This window comes from Vreelandella sp. V005 (genome assembly GCF_052645115.1).
This window is the reverse complement of the sequence record NZ_JBQXYA010000016.1, coordinates 1-3,261: the sequence shown is the minus strand read 5'-3', so window position 1 is coordinate 3,261 and position 3,261 is coordinate 1. Positions and strand designations below refer to the sequence as shown.

2 rRNA genes are annotated in these 3,261 nt (G+C 54.1%); both read right to left on the bottom strand.

Features of this window, described 5'->3' with window-relative positions:
• Window positions 1–9: 9 nt before the first annotated feature.
• A 5S ribosomal RNA gene (gene rrf / locus ACUN8H_RS18700) occupies window positions 10–125 on the bottom strand.
• 164 nt (window positions 126–289) lie between these two features.
• Window positions 290–3,180: ribosomal RNA gene (locus ACUN8H_RS18695) — 23S ribosomal RNA — on the bottom strand.
• Window positions 3,181–3,261: the final 81 nt, after the last annotated feature.

Genomic DNA, 3,261 nt, shown 5'->3' with positions numbered 1-3,261 from the left:
GGTATAAGTGCCTGACGATGACCTACTCTCGCATGGGGAGACCCCACACTACCATCGGCGCTAAGCGGTTTCACTTCTGAGTTCGGCAAGGGATCAGGTGGTTCACGCGTGCTATGGTCGTCAGGCGTAACTGGCTATGTACATCATGCTGACTAGCGTTTGCTAAATGGTGATCGTCTCATGGTGCCGCCCTCGCGTTCTTTTGTGGGGGCCACACGCTGCGTCTCCGGCTTTCTGTTGATCTCTCAACCTTCACGTCATCATCACGACCAGACCCCTTGGGTGTTATAGGGTCAAGCCTCACGGGCCATTAGTACACGTTAGCTCAACGCCTTGCAGCGCTTCCACACCGTGCCTATCAACCAGCTGGTCTCGCTGGGCCCTTCAGGAGGCTCTAGGCCTCAGGGATGTCTCATCTTGAAGGGGGCTTCCCGCTTAGATGCTTTCAGCGGTTATCCCGTCCGACCATAGCTACCCGGCAATGCCACTGGCGTGACAACCGGAACACCAGAGGGTCGTCCACTCCGGTCCTCTCGTACTAGGAGCAGCCCTTCTCAAACATCCAACGCCCACGGCAGATAGGGACCGAACTGTCTCACGACGTTCTAAACCCAGCTCGCGTACCACTTTAAATGGCGAACAGCCATACCCTTGGGACCGACTTCAGCCCCAGGATGTGATGAGCCGACATCGAGGTGCCAAACACCGCCGTCGATGTGAACTCTTGGGCGGTATCAGCCTGTTATCCCCGGAGTACCTTTTATCCGTTGAGCGATGGCCCTTCCATACAGAACCACCGGATCACTAGAACCTGCTTTCGCACCTGCTCGACGTGTCTGTCTCGCAGTCAAGCACCCTTATGCTCTTGCACTCAATGCACGATGTCCGACCGTGCTGAGGGTACCTTCGTGCTCCTCCGTTACTCTTTAGGAGGAGACCGCCCCAGTCAAACTACCCACCACACACTGTCCTCGATCCGGATAACGGACCTGAGTGAGAACGCCAATGATGCCAGGCTGGTATTTCAAGGTTGGCTCCCTCCGAACTGGCGTCCGGAGTTCAAAGCCTCCCAGCTATCCTACACAGGCAACATCAGCGTCCAGTGTGAAGCTATAGTAAAGGTTCACGGGGTCTTTCCGTCTAGCCGCGGGTACACCGCATCTTCACGGCGATTTCAATTTCACTGAGTCTCGGGTGGAGACAGCGTGGCCATCATTACGCCATTCGTGCAGGTCGGAACTTACCCGACAAGGAATTTCGCTACCTTAGGACCGTTATAGTTACGGCCGCCGTTTACCGGGGCTTCAATCAAGAGCTTCGCCTTGCGGCTAACACCATCATTTAACCTTCCGGCACCGGGCAGGCGTCACACCCTATACGTCCGCTTGCGCGTTAGCAGAGTGCTGTGTTTTTAATAAACAGTTGCAGCCACCTGGTATCTTCGACCGGTTCGGGCTTAGAGAGCAAGTCTCATCACCCTACGCCGGCGTGCCTTCTCCCGAAGTTACGGCACCATTTTGCCTAGTTCCTTCACCCGAGTTCTCTCAAGCGCCTTGGGATTCTCACCCTGACCACCTGTGTCGGTTTGGGGTACGGTCGCACATGATCTGAAGCTTAGAGGCTTTTCCTGGAAGCGCGGCATCAGTGACTTCCTGACCGTGGTCAGTTCGTTTCGTGTCTCGGCCTTAAAGGATCCCGGATTTACCTAAGATCCAAGCCTACTCACTTTCACCAGGACAACCAACGCCTGGCTCACCTAGCCTTCTTCGTCCCCCCATCGCAACCATGTCCGGTACGGGAATATTGACCCGTTTCCCATCGACTACGCCTTTCGGCCTCGCCTTAGGGGCCGACTCACTCTGCTCCGATTAGCGTCGAACAGAAACCCTTGGTCTTCCGGCGAGGGAGTTTTTCACTCCCTTTATCGTTACTCATGTCAGCATTCGCACTCGTGATACCTCCAGCGAACTTCTCAATTCACCTTCATTGGCTTACACGACGCTCCTCTACCGCTCATCCTAAGGATGAACCCGTAGCTTCGGTACCTGGTTTAGCCCCGTTACATCTTCCGCGCAGGCCGACTCGACTAGTGAGCTATTACGCTTTCTTTAAAGGATGGCTGCTTCTAAGCCAACCTCCTAGCTGTCTGAGCCTTCCCACATCGTTTCCCACTTAACCAGGATTTCGGGACCTTAGCTGACGGTCTGGGTTGTTTCCCTTTTCACGACGGACGTTAGCACCCGCCGTGTGTCTCCCACGCGTTACTCACCGGTATTCGGAGTTTGCCTCGGGTTGGTAAGTCGGGATGACCCCCTAGCCGAAACAGTGCTCTACCCCCGGCGGTACTACGTGAGGCGCTACCTAAATAGCTTTCGAGGAGAACCAGCTATCTCCGAGCTTGATTAGCCTTTCACTCCGATCCACAAGTCATCCAAATCTTTTTCAACAGATCCTGGTTCGGGCCTCCAATTGATGTTACTCAATCTTCACCCTGCTCATGGATAGATCGCTCGGTTTCGGGTCTATATCCAGCGACTGTGTCGCCCAGTTAAGACTCGGTTTCCCTACGGCTCCCCTATACGGTTAACCTCGCCACTGAATATAAGTCGCTGACCCATTATACAAAAGGTACGCAGTCACAGAACAAGTCTGCTCCTACTGCTTGTACGCACACGGTTTCAGGATCTATTTCACTCCCCTCTCCGGGGTTCTTTTCGCCTTTCCCTCACGGTACTGGTTCACTATCGGTCAGCCAGGAGTATTTAGCCTTGGAGGATGGTCCCCCCGTCTTCAGTCAAGGTTTCTCGTGCCCCGACCTACTCGATTTCACATGATCAGATTTTCGACTACGGGGCTATCACCCGCTACGGCCGCGCTTCCCAACGCGTTCGCCTAATCAGTCTCATGCTTAAGGGCTGGTCCCCGTTCGCTCGCCGCTACTAGGGGAATCTCGGTTGATTTCTTTTCCTCAGGGTACTTAGATGTTTCAGTTCCCCTGGTTCGCCTCGTACATCTATGTATTCAATGCACGATACTCATCTTATGATGAGTGGGTTTCCCCATTCAGAGATGTCCGGGTCACAGGTTGTTGCCACCTCACCGAACCTTATCGCAGGCTACCACGTCTTTCATCGCCTCTGGCTGCCTAGGCATCCACCGTGTGCGCTTCATTGCTTGACCCTATAACCCGAAGGAGTCTGGAGTTCGCAATGATAACGTTTCATTTTGCCGGATACGCTTGAGACGTATCACAATTTAAGA